Origin of the sequence: Clostridium pasteurianum BC1, from assembly GCF_000389635.1 — a bacterium.
Classification (GTDB): Bacteria; Bacillota; Clostridia; order Clostridiales; family Clostridiaceae; genus Clostridium_I; species Clostridium_I pasteurianum_A.
This window is the reverse complement of the sequence record NC_021182.1, coordinates 1,648,336-1,662,149: the sequence shown is the minus strand read 5'-3', so window position 1 is coordinate 1,662,149 and position 13,814 is coordinate 1,648,336. Positions and strand designations below refer to the sequence as shown.

Annotated in this window: 13 protein-coding genes and 1 riboswitch; of the genes, 3 read left to right on the top strand and 10 right to left on the bottom strand. The window is 30.2% G+C overall.

The features are described 5' to 3' along the window. Nucleotides 1–48: 48 nt before the first annotated feature. From pyrF to pyrB, 4 genes are all read right to left on the bottom strand, one after another. Nucleotides 49–918 carry an orotidine-5'-phosphate decarboxylase gene (pyrF, locus tag CLOPA_RS07705; RefSeq protein ID WP_015614871.1) on the bottom strand — a complete coding sequence of 290 codons (870 nt, stop codon included), beginning with the start codon at nucleotides 916–918 and terminating at the stop codon, nucleotides 49–51. Nucleotides 919–932: 14 nt separating this feature from the next. After that, nucleotides 933–2,120 (bottom strand): dihydroorotase, encoded by a 1,188-nt coding sequence (locus tag CLOPA_RS07700; protein WP_015614870.1) that lies wholly within the window; start codon nucleotides 2,118–2,120, stop codon nucleotides 933–935. 100 nt (nucleotides 2,121–2,220) lie between these two features. Next, nucleotides 2,221–2,643, bottom strand: coding sequence for an aspartate carbamoyltransferase regulatory subunit (locus CLOPA_RS07695; protein WP_015614869.1), 423 nt, complete (start codon nucleotides 2,641–2,643; stop codon nucleotides 2,221–2,223). Further along, nucleotides 2,644–3,567, bottom strand: coding sequence for an aspartate carbamoyltransferase (pyrB, locus tag CLOPA_RS07690; RefSeq protein WP_015614868.1), 924 nt, complete (start codon nucleotides 3,565–3,567; stop codon nucleotides 2,644–2,646). Between the two features lie 439 nt (nucleotides 3,568–4,006). On the opposite strand from pyrB, the gene CLOPA_RS07685 reads away from it, so the two are divergent. Continuing rightward, nucleotides 4,007–4,630: a DedA family protein gene (locus CLOPA_RS07685; protein ID WP_015614867.1), complete on the top strand. Its 624-nt coding sequence runs from the start codon at nucleotides 4,007–4,009 to the stop codon at nucleotides 4,628–4,630. Between the two features lie 110 nt (nucleotides 4,631–4,740). On the opposite strand, the gene CLOPA_RS07680 is transcribed toward CLOPA_RS07685, so the two are convergent. Then, entirely contained in the window at nucleotides 4,741–5,313 is a 573-nt protein-coding gene (locus tag CLOPA_RS07680) for a xanthine phosphoribosyltransferase (RefSeq protein ID WP_015614866.1), read from the bottom strand. A gap of 194 nt (nucleotides 5,314–5,507) precedes the next feature. Continuing rightward, nucleotides 5,508–7,247: an ABC transporter ATP-binding protein gene (locus tag CLOPA_RS07675; RefSeq protein ID WP_015614865.1), complete on the bottom strand. Its 1,740-nt coding sequence runs from the start codon at nucleotides 7,245–7,247 to the stop codon at nucleotides 5,508–5,510. Nucleotides 7,248–7,791: 544 nt separating this feature from the next. On the opposite strand from CLOPA_RS07675, the gene CLOPA_RS07670 reads away from it, so the two are divergent. Together CLOPA_RS07670 and CLOPA_RS07665 are read left to right on the top strand one after the other, a co-directional pair. Next, nucleotides 7,792–7,989 carry an alpha/beta-type small acid-soluble spore protein gene (locus tag CLOPA_RS07670; protein WP_015614864.1) on the top strand — a complete coding sequence of 66 codons (198 nt, stop codon included), beginning with the start codon at nucleotides 7,792–7,794 and terminating at the stop codon, nucleotides 7,987–7,989. Nucleotides 7,990–8,112: 123 nt separating this feature from the next. Next, nucleotides 8,113–8,520, top strand: coding sequence for a hypothetical protein (locus CLOPA_RS07665; RefSeq protein ID WP_015614863.1), 408 nt, complete (start codon nucleotides 8,113–8,115; stop codon nucleotides 8,518–8,520). Nucleotides 8,521–8,605: 85 nt separating this feature from the next. On the opposite strand, the gene CLOPA_RS07660 is transcribed toward CLOPA_RS07665, so the two are convergent. The 4 genes from CLOPA_RS07660 to yiaK form a co-directional block, all read right to left on the bottom strand. Further along, nucleotides 8,606–9,889 (bottom strand): homocysteine synthase, encoded by a 1,284-nt coding sequence (locus tag CLOPA_RS07660; RefSeq protein WP_015614862.1) that lies wholly within the window; start codon nucleotides 9,887–9,889, stop codon nucleotides 8,606–8,608. A gap of 69 nt (nucleotides 9,890–9,958) precedes the next feature. Further along, nucleotides 9,959–10,876, bottom strand: coding sequence for a homoserine O-acetyltransferase MetA (gene metA / locus CLOPA_RS07655; protein ID WP_015614861.1), 918 nt, complete (start codon nucleotides 10,874–10,876; stop codon nucleotides 9,959–9,961). 209 nt (nucleotides 10,877–11,085) lie between these two features. Next, nucleotides 11,086–11,192: riboswitch (SAM riboswitch) on the bottom strand. Nucleotides 11,193–11,505: 313 nt separating this feature from the next. Continuing rightward, nucleotides 11,506–12,264 carry an SDR family NAD(P)-dependent oxidoreductase gene (locus CLOPA_RS07650; protein ID WP_015614860.1) on the bottom strand — a complete coding sequence of 253 codons (759 nt, stop codon included), beginning with the start codon at nucleotides 12,262–12,264 and terminating at the stop codon, nucleotides 11,506–11,508. 364 nt (nucleotides 12,265–12,628) lie between these two features. Continuing rightward, complete coding sequence (gene yiaK / locus CLOPA_RS07645) at nucleotides 12,629–13,636, bottom strand: 3-dehydro-L-gulonate 2-dehydrogenase (protein ID WP_015614859.1); 1,008 nt, start codon at nucleotides 13,634–13,636, stop codon at nucleotides 12,629–12,631. Between the last annotated feature and the right edge of the window lie 178 nt (nucleotides 13,637–13,814).

Here is a 13,814-nt window from a genome sequence, read left to right as displayed (position 1 = left end):
CAAAATTAATATTTCTAACCTATGTTCTTTAAGGCATATGAAAATAAATTATTTATTTTTTGAATATGCCTTAATATCATCTCTCATATTTATAGCAGCATTTCTGGCACATTTTTCAAAGTCGTGCTGCCCATCCTCAACTTTTTTATATGCAAGAAGTATGCCCCTTGAGGAATTCACTATTCCTCCATTACCTTCTGATAAATAATTAGCTACTTCCTCTGCAGTTCCTCCCTGAGCACCATAGCCAGGTATTAAAAAGAAGGTAGATTTATACTTATCTCTTATTTCTTTACCTTCAAAGCCTGTAGTACAGCCAACCACAGCACCAATAGAACTGTATCCGCATTCACCTAAATAAGCTTTTCCCATAGTATTTATCTTTTCACCAACTATATTATACACTCTTTCCTCTTTATCTGTAGCTATATATTGTATATCCTTTGAGCCAGGATTAGAGGTTCTTAAAAGTATAAATGCTCCCTTTTCCTTATTTTCTATGTAAGGAAGGTATGGTTCTACACTATCAAAGCCCATATAAGGATTTAGAGTAACAAAATCACTTTCAAAATCTCCCTCAAAATGAGCCTTTGCATACATTTCAGCAGTTTTTGCTATATCTCCTCTTTTTATATCTGCTATAGATATAGCTTTTTCATTCTTTATATATTCTAAAGTTTTCTTGTAGGCTCTTAATCCACTTAATCCGTAAGCTTCATAATATGCGATTTGCACCTTGTAGCAAGCAACTACATCTAGAGTTTCATCTATTATTTTCTTATTAAAATTAAATAGAGCATCTTCCATGTCATTGTATTTATCTAAAAACCATTTTGGTATGTAGTCCATATCTGTATCCAGCCCCAAACAAACATGGCCATTTTTTGCAACTCTTTGGTAAAGCTCATCTATAATCATAATTTATAATCCTCCTACACGCTCTGAAAGACAGTTTTACCTGACTTTATTGTTCTTACAATTGAACCATATAATTCTCTTCCATCAAAAGGCGTATTTTTGCCCTTTGACTGAAAATTCTTTGAATCAACGGTATATTTACTATTTAAATCTACAATTACTAAATCCCCCGTATAACCTATGGATATTTTGCCCTTATTAACCTTTAGTATCTCTGCAGGAGTTTTAGACATTATTTTAGAAAGTTTATTTATAGTTAAATTACCCTCTTTAACAAGCTTCGTATAGCATACAGAAAAAGAAGTTTCAATACCAGATATTCCACAGGCACCCTTTTCCTTATCCTCTTTGCTATGTGGAGCATGATCCGTACCTATGGCATCAACATAACCTTTTTCAATAGCATTTATAAGATATTCCACGTCCTCAACTTCCCTAATAGGAGGATTTACCTTATATATATCTTCTCCTATGAGAGCTATATGATGTGGTGTGACTTCACAAGTTATATTAAAGCCATCTCTCTTTGCATCAATAATAGCCTTCATAGCCTCCTTTGTACTTACATGAGATAGATGTAAATGACAACCGGTAAATTTGGCTAAAGTAATATCTCTTTCGGTCATAATATTTTCAGAAAGTCTGGTACTTATTGGTGTAATTTCCTCATCCTCTGCATGAGACATTACTACGAAATCTCTTTCTTTAGCTATAACCATGGCGTCATGCATAATTTTTCCGCTATACACACCTTTTCCATCATCAGATATACATTTTACAGAAGCATCAATTTCACTGAGATGGCTAATATCTTTTCCCTGAAGATCTTTAGTTATACTTACAGTTTGATATGCATCTACAAGGCCAATTTCCTTTGCCTTATTAATAACATAATTTACAATTCCCATATTACTGCATATAGGTTTAGTATTTCCCATAAGATTTGCAGTAGTATAACCACCTCTAACTGCTGCTCTACTGCCTGTTTCTATATCCTCTTTATATTGTAAACCTGGATCCCTAAAATGACTGTGCAAATCCACAAAAGCAGGCATAACCACATAGCCTTTTGCATCAATAGTTTCACAATCCTTATCTAAGTTATCCCCTATTTCCTTTATAATTCCATCTTTAATATATACGTCACCAATAAAATTAGAGGCACAATCTATAATTCTTCCGTTCTTTATCAAAAGTTCCATAATCTTTCGCTCCTCTTCCTATGAAATAATAAGTTATTTTTAAAGGAAAGCTTTATTAAACATTTAACCATATTTTATAAAAATTTTTATTTTATATACTCTATACTGTTACTATTTCATCACAATATTCACACCTATATTCACCTTTTTCCTTATCAACAAGATGAAATATGTGCGGTACATATTTTTCAATAGAGGTTATGCATCTAGGATTCTTACACTTAATTACATTTTCAACTCTTTCCGGTAGGCTTAGTTTTTTCTTCTCTTTAATTTTTTCATTTTCTATTATATTAACTGTAATATTAGGGTCCAAAAGTCCAAGCATTTTAAAATCCAGATCTATTACATTTTCAATTTTAATTATATCCTTTTTTTCATCCTTTGTACTATTCACATTCATTATTAAAGCTGTAGGAAAGTCTGCATCTTGAAGATTTAAATAATTATAAATCTTTATCCCATGACCTGCCTTTATGTGATCTATAACTATGCCATTTATTATACTGTTTATAGTAATCAATTAGCACACCCCCAAAAGTTTAGCAATCAATGCCATTCTCACATACATGCCAAATTTTGCCTGAATAAAATAGCAGGCTCTTTTGTCTTCATCCACTTCATAATCTATTTCATTAACTCTAGGAAGAGGATGAAGTATTATCATGTCTTCTTTTGCATTATTCAATTTTTCTTCATTTAGAATATAACTATCTTTTAATCTTATATAATCCTCCTCATTGAAAAATCTTTCCCTTTGTACTCTTGTCATATAAAGTATGTCTAACCTATCTATTACATCCTCTAAATTTTCAGCTTCTACATATTCTATATTGTTTTTTTCAAGTATTTCTTTTTTTATGTATTCTGGTATTCTTAGCTCTTTAGGGGAAATTAATACAAGTTTATTATTTTCATATCTGGATATTGCCTTTATGAGAGAATGAACTGTTCTTCCAAATTTTAAATCACCACATATACCAATTGTAAAGTTTGAAAGACTTCCCTTCATCTTTCTTATGGTAAGAAGATCTGTCAGCGTTTGAGTTGGATGTTGATGTCCTCCATCTCCTGCATTTATAACAGGAATTTCTGAATACATAGAGGCTATTTTAGGTGCTCCTTCTTTAGAATGTCTCATGGCAGCTATATCAGCGTAACAAGATACTATTCTAATAGTATCAGCTACAGTTTCTCCCTTTGATACCGAACTGGAATTTGGCTCTGAAAATCCAACTACCTGCCCACCAAGTCTTAGCATTGCAGCCTCAAAACTAAATCTTGTTCTTGTACTTGGTTCATAAAAAAGTGTAGCTAAAATCTTGCCATCTGCTGCATGAAGATATTCTTTTGGGTTTTCTATTATATTATCAGCTAGAGAAAATATTTCCTCAAGCTCTTCTGTAGTAAAATCCATAGGGTCTATAAGACTTCTTCCATTTAACATAATCATCCTCCTTATTAGTCTCTCTGTACTAAATTTAAAGGTATAAAATTGATTAAATCAATTTTTCACTTTCATATTTACTAAATATTATATATTATTTTTACACATTAAAAAATGCCTCCACAAAAGAAGGCATAGGAATCCCTATTATTTTTACCTTCCCAGTCTCACAGGACTGAATTTAAAGGCTAACTTATTTCCTTAATATACTATCATAGAGTATATTCAATGTCAATGGAAGTTATATTCTTGTAATATTAATTCTTATAATTCGTACTTTATTTAAATTATTGTGGAAATTTTTTATTTAAACCCTTAAAATAGATAATATATAAATTTATTTTTTACATAAGACATCTTCAAAAAATAACCAGTCAGTATGATAGACTCTTTGACTTATTATTTATTTTCAGATGTCTAAGAAAGGATTGTGTTAAGTTTGGTAGAACATATCATAAATATCATAATTGTTATCCTAGATAAGCTAGGCTATTTAGGTACATTTTTAGGCATGTTATTTGAAAGTGCCTGTATCCCTATTCCTAGCGAGATTATTTTACCCTTTGGTGGTTATTTGAGTTTTAAAGGCCATCTAAATTTAATACTTGTGATTATCTCCGGTACTTTAGGTGGAACTGTTGGATCTATCATAGCATATTTAATAGGTTCACGTGGCGGAAGACCTCTTGTAGAAAAATATGCAGATAAGCTCCATTTATCAAAGGAAAAAATTGAAAAAAGTGATGCAATGTTTAATAAATATGGGGATAAAATAATATTCTTTTCGAGACTTCTCCCAATTATTAGAACATTCATATCATTACCTGCAGGAATAGCTAAAATGAATTTTTCAAAATTTGTATTATATACTGTAGTTGGTTCTGCAATATGGAGTGCATTTTTATGTTATTTAGGTTTTATAATGGGTGAAAATTGGGAGACCATACGCTCTTATTACCATTACGCAGATATAGCAATGGTTATACTTGTAATTGCGTTTATACTTTATAAAATAATAACAAGAAAAAAAGCTGTCAGCACTGAGTTATCTGAAAAGAAATAAAAATTTAAAAAACCGAAAAATATATCCACTGTTATTTACTTAACATAACTAACAAGAAACACTATGAAATTCAATTTGGTAAAACTGTATGAATTCCATAGTGTTTTTTATTACTTAAAATTTACTGTATTGTTTTCCATGCTATCTATTATTGCTAAGGATTGAAGTTCTACTCCACATTCCTCTATCATCTTTCTCCCACCTTGAAAGGACTTTTCAATTACAATTCCTATACCAGAAGCCTCTGCTCCAGATTGTCTGACTATATCAATCAAGCCCAGAGCCGCACTTCCACTAGCAAGAAAATCATCAATTATTAGTACCCTATCCTCATTGTTTATATACTTCTTGGAAACTCTTATTTTATAGGTTTTTTCTTTAGTGAAAGAATATACTTCTGCCTCGTAAGTATCCTTATCAAGATTTGTTGCATTGTATTTCTTTGCAAATATCACTGGAATATTATCAAAATGTTGTGCTGCTATACATGCAATACCAATACCTGATGCTTCTACTGTAAGTATTTTTGTTATATTCTTGTGCTTAAATCTGTTTCTGAATTCTTTTCCCATTTCATTAAATAGATTTATGTCCATCTGATGATTCAAAAAGCTGTCCACCTTTAATATTCTATTTCCAATTACAATTCCATCCTGCAATATTCTCTTCTTCAAAAGTTCCATATGTACTAATCCTTTCTTTATCTATTAATACCTAAATATATTTATACTATGATTACGTCACAAAAGTATATTTAACAAAACATACATACTATATATAATGAAAATTTCACATCGAAACCAGTATATATAGTATAGTGAAAGTTAATTTAAAGATTTTTGCGGTTTAATCATAGTGTTATTTATTTGATGATATCTTATGTTATAATATCAAACTGCATATTGTAAAGAGCTGCATACATTCCATTTTTATCAATTAATTCCTTATGATTTCCCTTCTCCTTTATTCCTTCAGCAGTAAGGACCATTATTTCATCTGCATTTCTTATAGTGCTTAACCTATGAGCAATTACAATAGTCGTTCTATTTTTTGTAAGTTCTTCCAAGGATTCCTGTATAAATTTTTCGCTTTCATTATCAAGAGCAGAAGTAGCTTCATCAAGAATAAGTATTGGAGGATTCTTAAGAAAAACTCTAGCTATAGATAATCTCTGCTTTTGTCCGCCAGAAAGTTTAACTCCTCTTTCTCCTACATAAGTATCATATCCATCTTCTAGGCTTTCAATAAATTCATGTATATTAGCTCTCCTGGCTGCTTCTATTATTTCTTCAGCTGTGGCATCTTGTTTACCATAAGCTATATTTTCTTTTATAGTTCCCCCAAACATATATACATCCTGCTGAACTAAACCTATGGAATTTCTTAAAGAATTTAATTTTATATCTTTTATATCCATTCCATCTATGGTAATGTTGCCCTCAGTTGTTTCATAAAATCTCGGTATAAGATTACAGAAGGTAGTTTTTCCTCCTCCTGAAGGACCCACAAGAGCTATGTTTTTCCCAGCTGGTATATCTACGCTTATATCTTTCAATATAATATTTTTATCATGGTATCCAAAAGAAACATGATTAAATTTAATATTACCCTTTGGATTAATAATTTCTACTGCATCTTCTCTATCTACAATACTTGGTTTTGTATTAATAATTTGTAGAAATCTCTCAAAACCAGTAATACCTCTTTGAAACTGTTCAGTGAAATTTACTAACTTATCTATAGGATTTAAAAATATATTTATATATAGAATATAAACTACTAAATCTGATACATTTAATAGTGATTTACTTATTAATATTCCACCAAAAAGTATGGCAGTAAGATACAATGTACCCTGAAAAAATCCATTTCCACTATAATATTTACCCATTATGAAATAGCTTTCTTCTTTAGTTTTTAAGAATTGTTTATTTCCCCTTTTAAATTTTTTTGCCTCAACTTTTTCATTAGCAAATGATTTTACCACTCTTATACCAGCAAGAGTGTCCTGTACAACTGCATTAACATCTGCAATTTCCTTTCTATTTTTCATAAATACATCTTTCATTCTATTATTATAGAAAACAGAAAAATATATCATCACTAGTGTAATAAACAAAAGTGCAAGTGTTATTGGAATATTAATGCTTGAAAGTATAGCAAAAGATCCTACTATTTTTAAAATGGAAATGAATAAATCCTCTGGCCCATGATGGGCAAGTTCAGATATATCAAAAAGATCTGTTATTATCCTTGACATAAGTGTTCCTGTATTATTATTATCATAATATGAAAATGGCAGTTTTTGAAACTGATTAAAGAGATCTTTTCTCATATTAGCTTCCATTTTTGCACCCATAATATGTCCCCAGGATGTTATGAAATATTGACAAAAATACCTTATTACATACATTATAAGCAGAGCTAATCCTACTATTAAAACATATTTTATTATCTTGTTTCCATCCTTTAATATATATACATCATTGAGCAAAAATCTCACTATAATGGGGAAAACAAGATCTATTGCAGATAAAATCAGTGCACAAAACATATCTGCAAAAAATAAAGTTCTATAAGGCTTGTAGTATTCTAAAAATTTACTTAGACTTTTCATTATATATATCTCCTTTCTTAGTTTTAACAGTTTAAAATACTTTTTTAAACTCTCATGGAGCTTGTACCTATATTGAAATAATTTAAGACATATTCAAATAAATAACTAGTCAGTATGCTCACATCTTTGACTTACTATTTATTTTCACATGCCTAATAAAAAATCATACTTGTTACATTAACATTATATTTAAAAATAATCAATATAATTTTAAGAATTGTTAATTATTAATTAAACTATCACCTTCAATTGTAATTTAATATAAGTCATCTTCAAAAAATAATTTACTCAGTATGCTAACCTATTTTGAATCCTACTGCGTCAACAGAATCCTCCGATAGCTCACTATCATCAGAACCTGTTTCCTTGTCGGATTCAAAATATTCGTCGCATCTTTGACTTCTTATTTATTTTAATATGCCTAAATTTATTTATAGCTTGGATATATTTCCTATAGCACCGTGAATTCCCTAGAATATGATTGTTTAAATTACACAATATACTAGTGTAACATAAATAAACAATTAAAAAGGAGATGGAACACATGGCAAGTAGAAGTAATAGAATTTTAGTACCAGAAGCAAGAGAAGCTTTAAACAAATTCAAATTAGAGGCAGCTCAAGAAGTTGGTACTCCTTTAACTAATGGTTATAATGGAGATCTTACTTCAAGACAAAATGGTTCTGTTGGTGGCCAAATGGTTAAAAAGATAATTCAGGACTATGAAAACAATATAAAATAGTTCTAAATCTTATCAAATAATTTTTAGGCACGTAGATAAATTCTACGTGCCTATTATTTTACATACTTCATATTTATATACCTTTATATTTATAATATAATATAAGTAAAGGAGGTGTAGAATATGAACTTAAAACATTTCATTGGTCCTTTAGGTACATTAACCGCTATAGGCTTTATATTTGCTTTACTTAATTTTTTTGTAAAGTTTATAAACAAAAATTATATTCTTAAATTGCCCAAAGACAAAAATTACTTTGTTACTTATTATAAAAAAATAATGAAATTCATAGTTAAAAATCACAAAACAGCTGGTATTATCACTTTTATACTTATGTTATTACATTTCTTTATTGCCTATAATTCTCATAGAATTAAAATAACAGGCATAATTGCAGCAATAATTATGACCGCAGTAGTTATTTTAGGCATATATGGTAAATCAATTAAAAGACCACGTGGTAAATGGTTAACTATTCATAGATCTTTAGCTTTTATCCTTATTATAGCTATAATATTTCATATTCTGTAAAAAACGAAAAGGGAACTGTCTCTAATGCATATTAATACATTTTGAGACAATCCCCTTTTTATCTTAAAATTCTAAAGCTTATAAATTAAGCCTGTTCAAGAGCTTGATTTAAATCATATATTAAATCATCTACACCTTCAACACCAATTGAAAGTCTTATAAGGTCTGGAGTAACTCCAGCAGCTCTTTGTTCTTCTTCATTAAGTTCAGCATGTGTTGTACTTGAAGGATGAATTACAAGAGATTTTGCATCTGCCACATTTGCAAGTAATGAGAATAATTTAACGCTATTTATGAATCTCTTTCCAGCTTCAAGTCCGCCCTTTATTCCAAAAGTAAATATTGAACCTGCACCTTTTGGTAAGTATTTTTTAGCCAATGCATTGTATGGACTATCTGGTAATTCAGGATAGTTTACCCATTCAACCTTTGGATGATTCTTTAAAAATTCTACTATCTTTCTTGTATTTGATACATGTCTTTCTACTCTTAAAGATAATGATTCTAGACCTTGTAAGAATAAAAATGCACTTTGAGGAGAAAGAGTCGCACCAGTATTTCTTAGAAGCTGAACTCTAGCTTTTAAAGCAAAAGCAGGTGCTCCTAAATCTGCGTATACAAGACCATTATAGCTTTCATCAGGTGTTGTAAAGTCAGGGAATTTACCGCTTGCTCTCCAATCAAATTTACCACCATCAACTATAATTCCACCAATAGTAGTACCATGCCCTCCGATAAATTTTGTTGCAGAGTGTACAACTACATCAGCACCATATTCTATTGGTCTTACAAGATATGGAGTTGCGAAAGTATTGTCTATGATTAAAGGAATCTTATTTTCATGTGCAATATTTGCTACTGCTTCTATATCCAACACATTAATTCTTGGATTTCCTAAAGTTTCAGCATATACTGCCTTTGTTCTATCAGTTATAGCTCTTCTAATATTTTCAGGATCATCTGGATCAACAAATGTTACTTTTATTCCAAGTTTTTTCAAAGTTACTGCAAATAATTCATAAGTACCACCGTATAATGTACTTACAGATACTATTTCATCACCTGAATTAGCTACATTAAGTATTGCATAAGTTATTGCTGCAAGTCCTGATGAAGTTGCAAGTCCTGCTACCCCGCCTTCAAGCTCTGCTACTCTTTTTTCAAATACATCAGTAGTAGGATTCATAATTCTTGAATAAACATTTCCAGGTTCTTTTAATTGAAATAAATTTGCTGCATGATCTGCATTTTTAAACACATAAGATGTTGTTTGATAAATTGGAACTGCTCTTGATCCTGTTGTTGGATCTACCTCCTGACCTGCATGCACCTGTAATGTTTCAAAACTATACTTTCTCTCTTCACTCATTTCTAATATCTCCTTTTATATTATATTTTTGCATATCTTAATAAAATTAAAATATACAATTATTATTTATTATAGAATTTCATCTAAATTATAGGGTGTTTCCTGATATACATAATAATTCAGCCAATTTAAAAATAACAAATTAGAATGACCTCTCCACTTTACTACTGGATCTTTTTTAGGATCATTATCTTTAAAATAATTCTTAGGAATTTCAATATTTTCATTATTTGAAATATCTCTATCATATTCGGCCTTTAAAGTTAAAGAATCATATTCAGAGTGTCCCATAACGAAAATTTGACGTCCATGCTTTGCTGTTACTATATATATACCTGCATCCTCGGATTCAGATAAAATTTTCAATCTTGGATCTTTTTCAATATCTTTTCTTCTCACTTCTGTGTGTCTTGAATGTGGAACGTAAAACACATCATCAAACCCTCTTAAAAGATTTACATTTTTTTCAGTGGTTTTGTGCAGAAAAACTCCAAACATTTTTTTTGAAAGAGGGTATTTAGGAATATTATAATGATAATATAAGCCAGCCTGAGCTCCCCAACATATATGAAGGGTTGAGTATACATTATGCAGACTCCACTCCATAATTTCAACTAATTCATTCCAATAATCTACATCTTTAAAATCAATCTGTTCAATAGGAGCTCCTGTAATTATCATACCATCAAACTTCTTATTTTTTATATCATCAAAGGTTTCATAATATTTGAATAAATACTCTTCTGAGGTATTTTTAAAAGAATGAGTCTTGGGATATATTAAAGTTATATCCACTTGTAAAGGCGAATTACTTAGAAGCCTCAATATTTGAGTTTCAGTTGTAATTTTCATTGGCATTAAATTTAATATTACTATGCTAAGCGGCCTTATATCCTGTTTATTTGCACGTTTTTCATCTATTGCAAATATGTTTTCATCATTTAAAACTTTGGCAGCTGGAAGATTATCAGGTATATTTATAGGCAAATGCTCACCCCCTATAGAAAGATATTAATAGTTTTTATTCCAACGTACTTATTTATCATATTTGTTTAATAGGTTATTGTGGATAATATAATCTCTATTATACATTCATTTGCAATTATTATTAATTTATTGAATCAATCTCTTCCTGTAAATAAATAAAAGTTGTCTTTCCATAATAAGAAAAACAACTACACAAACCAAAATAGTTTTCCTTATCTTTCAGAAACAATCTGCTGGAATTAACACCATACACATTAAAAACAATGCTGGTTGTCGGGTTTCAACGGGCCAGTCCCTCTACCACTCTGGATAAGATTTTATTGAATTTACTATATAATAAATCAAAAAATATTGTTTGTCAATAATATTTTTTGAATAGTATTTATTTAAATCTCTTTACAAAAATTATTTTAATAATAATTAGCTATTAAAATAATTAACAATTGAAAAACACCTAAATATTTTGTAATACTAATAAAATATTTCAAAAATATTTTCCAATATAAATTTCAAATATCTTTCATTAATTTTTTAACTTTAGTTTTTCTATCTATATCTGTTTTTAAGATTTAATAAAAAATTTTTTCAATACCTATCAATATACAATTGTTTTATAGAAAGATTATACTCTATCTTCCTAAATATCCCCCATCAACAGGTATAACTGTACCATTTAAATAATCAGAGGCAGAAGATGCCAAAAATATAGTTATTCCCTTTAAATCTTCTGGAGTTCCCCATCTGGCAGCTGGTATTCTTGAAAGTATTTCATGATTCCTCACTTCATCATTTATTAATTTTGTGTTCATAGCAGTATCCATATATCCAGGTGCTATAGCATTAATGTTAATTCCTTTACTTGCCCATTCATTGGCAAGAGCTTTTGTAAGCTGAGCTACCCCACCTTTACTGGCAGCATAAGCCGGTACAGTATATCCACCAAAGAAGCTTAGCATAGAAGCAACATTTATAATTTTACCACTGCCTTTTTTAAGCATTTTTATACCAGCCATCTGACACAGCTGAAAAGTAGCTGTAAGATTTACACTAATAACTTCATCCCAATCCTCTAAGGTGAACTCTTCACATTTATTTCTTCTTTGGATACCTACATTATTTACTACTATATCTAAATCGCCACCTAATTTATCTAAGCAGCTATGAAATAATTCTTTTAAATTTTCTCTTTTGCCAATGTCTCCTTTTATTGCATGTACCTTATATCCTAATTTATTTAATTCCTCAGCAGTTCCATAAGCATTATCTGATACACCTACAATAACCACTTCTGCCCCAGCTTCTGCAAGGCCTTCAGCCATTCCTCTCCCAAGTCCGCTGCTTCCTCCTGTAACAATAGCTTTTTTACCATCTAAATTAAAGTAATTCATAATTACTACATCCTTTCTTTATTTAAATACAGCATACATGTTTTATGAAAAGTTTTTCTAGTTTTGCCTAACTGTCTCTAGGTCTAGATATACTATGTATATAATTTATCCTATCACAAAACTTATCCTATCACAAAACTTATAAAATAATTATAGGTTTTATGTGAATTTTTCTAATAATTAAAACTAAGTAGATGTCTCAAAAGGAATAAATATTCATTAATTTTCAGAATGACCTAACGTATTTATTAAAAATCAAATAGTAAATAGTTGAAAAGCTGTCTCACTGTGCTTAGGTGCACTAATGAGACAGCCTCTTAGCTAATAATTGAAAAGTAATATTCCACCTTTATGTTTCAAATCATTACATGTTCTTTATTTTTTTCCAAACATCTTCATCTACTGGTATTCCCTGCTCTAAATTTCTTTCTCTAGTATTTAATGTTCTTTCTCCAGGATAGAATATCTCCTTATTCTCATCCACTCTCTCTGAAGACTTTATATCATTCAACACTTCATTTACTGCTGATTTAAGGAATTCATTTCCCGCTACCCTCTCAGCATCAATAGCTATAAATATCTGTGATAATTGATACTCTGATGATCCATCTATTTTTCCTATTTTGAAAACGGAATTACCCCCTGATAATACCGTAGCTATAAGGTCTAGTAATATTGACAAACCAGATCCTTTCCAATAGCCTATAGGCAAAACTCTACCAGTTTTTTCAATTTCTTCTGGATCTGTAGTTATATTTCCCTTTGAATCATAGCCTCCAGGTATTGGTAATTGTTCTTTATTTAATTTAGTTACTTCAATTTTACCATAGGAAAATTGAGCCATGGCTAAATCTACCACTACATGATTTCCACCTTCTCTTGGTACAGACAATATAAGTGGATTGTTACCTATTCTACTATCCTTTGCTCCCCAAGCCGGCATATTTGTAAAGGTATTAGTCCAGCAAATACCAATACATCCTGCATCTGCTGCCTGCCAACCATAACTTCCGCCTCTCATCCAATGGTTAGTGTTTTTTAATGCCACACAGCCTATTACATTGGTCTTTGCCAATTCAATGGCTCTCTCCATACAAAACTTAGCATTTAAATTTCCCATTCCTATATTTCCATCCCATTTTTCAAAGGCACCTATACCCTCTACTTTACTAGGAACAGCTTCTACATCTATAAGGCCCTTATCTATATATTCTATTACTCTTGGAAATCTGACATACCCATGAGAATAAACTCCATCACAACTAGTTTCTGTAAATAATTGAGCTGATACCTCTGCTCTTTCTTCACTAAAACCCTTTTTTATCAAGATTCTTTTAAATTCACTTTTCATTTCTTCAAAACTAACTCTCATAATAATATCTTCCCTTCATATAAATTTATATGCCAATAGCACTCTACCAGATAATACATACTCCATATTCTCAAGTTTTAAAATACATGGACATCATCTAATACTCAGTAGAAGTACAACTTCTACTGAGTAAAATTCACTTGCTTATTTATACATTTTAAACTTATTATAACATAAG

Coding starts and splice junctions, on each gene's coding strand:
- CLOPA_RS07660 (WP_015614862.1), bottom strand. CDS start 9,889: ATGAGTGAAGAGAGAAAGTATAGTTTTGAAACATTACAGGTGCATGCA.
- CLOPA_RS07650 (WP_015614860.1), bottom strand. CDS start 12,264: ATGAATTACTTTAATTTAGATGGTAAAAAAGCTATTGTTACAGGAGGA.
- CLOPA_RS07675 (WP_015614865.1), bottom strand. CDS start 7,247: ATGAAAAGTCTAAGTAAATTTTTAGAATACTACAAGCCTTATAGAACT.
- CLOPA_RS07665 (WP_015614863.1), top strand. CDS start 8,113: ATGAACTTAAAACATTTCATTGGTCCTTTAGGTACATTAACCGCTATA.
- CLOPA_RS07670 (WP_015614864.1), top strand. CDS start 7,792: ATGGCAAGTAGAAGTAATAGAATTTTAGTACCAGAAGCAAGAGAAGCT.
- CLOPA_RS07700 (WP_015614870.1), bottom strand. CDS start 2,120: ATGGAACTTTTGATAAAGAACGGAAGAATTATAGATTGTGCCTCTAAT.
- pyrF (WP_015614871.1), bottom strand. CDS start 918: ATGATTATAGATGAGCTTTACCAAAGAGTTGCAAAAAATGGCCATGTT.
- CLOPA_RS07680 (WP_015614866.1), bottom strand. CDS start 5,313: ATGGAACTTTTGAAGAAGAGAATATTGCAGGATGGAATTGTAATTGGA.
- pyrB (WP_015614868.1), bottom strand. CDS start 3,567: ATGTTAAATGGAAGAAGTCTTATAGACCCTATGGATTTTACTACAGAA.
- yiaK (WP_015614859.1), bottom strand. CDS start 13,636: ATGAGAGTTAGTTTTGAAGAAATGAAAAGTGAATTTAAAAGAATCTTG.